General features: G+C 73.1%; 1 protein-coding gene. It reads left to right on the top strand.

Features of this window, described 5'->3' with window-relative positions:
• The coding region (locus CCN35_RS26900; RefSeq protein WP_211285588.1) for a glycoside hydrolase family 6 protein at window positions 1-818 on the top strand (818 nt) is incomplete at both ends.

The raw sequence follows: 818 nt of genomic DNA, 5'->3' as shown, positions 1-818 counted from the left end.
CCGCCGCGGTGCTGGGGGCGGTGTTGCTGGCCGCCGGGTGCTCACCGGGGGGAGGGGACGGCCGGGACGACGGCGCCGGGAACGCCCGCCGGTCCCAGCACGCCGCCCCGTTCTGGGTCAACCCGGACAGCCGGGCGGCCCGGCAGGTCACCGCGTACGTCAAGGCCGGGAGGAAGGCCGAGGCCGAGCTGATCCGGAAGATCGCCGAGCAGCCGACCGGCGAGTGGATCGGCCCGGAGAACCCCGAGCAGGAGGTCCGCGGTCTCACCGAGGCCGCCGACAAGGCGGGCCGTACCGCGCTGCTCGTCCTCTACAACATCCCGCACCGCGACTGCGGCCAGTACTCCCAGGGAGGCGCCGCCGACGGGGCCGCCTACCGGGCGTGGGTGGACGGTGTCGCCCGGGGCATCGGGGACCGGGCGGCCGTGGTGATCCTGGAGCCGGACGCCGTGCTGCACCTGGTGGACGGCTGCACCCCCGAGGAGTTCCGGGACGAGCGCTACGAGCTGCTCAAGGGCGCGGTCGAACGGCTCACGTCCCTGAAGAACACCAAGGTCTACCTGGACGCGGGCAACGCCGGCTGGGGCGATCCCGACCGGATCCACGAGCCGCTGCGGCGGGCGGGTGTGGACCGGGCCGACGGCTTCGCGGTGAACGTCTCCAACTTCTACTCCACCGAGGACTCCATCGCCTACGGAAAGCGGCTGTCGGAGAAGATCGGGAACAAGCACTTCGTCATCGACACCAGCCGCAACGGCAACGGCCCCTACCTGGGCGGCGACCCGGACGAGCGCTGGTGCAACCCGCCCGGCCGGGCG

Origin of the sequence: Streptomyces thermovulgaris (assembly GCF_002155915.1) — a bacterium.
In the GTDB taxonomy this organism is placed as follows: Bacteria; Actinomycetota; Actinomycetes; order Streptomycetales; family Streptomycetaceae; genus Streptomyces; species Streptomyces thermovulgaris.
Note: the sequence above shows the minus strand (reverse complement) of the source record. Positions and strands in the feature narration are given on the sequence as shown.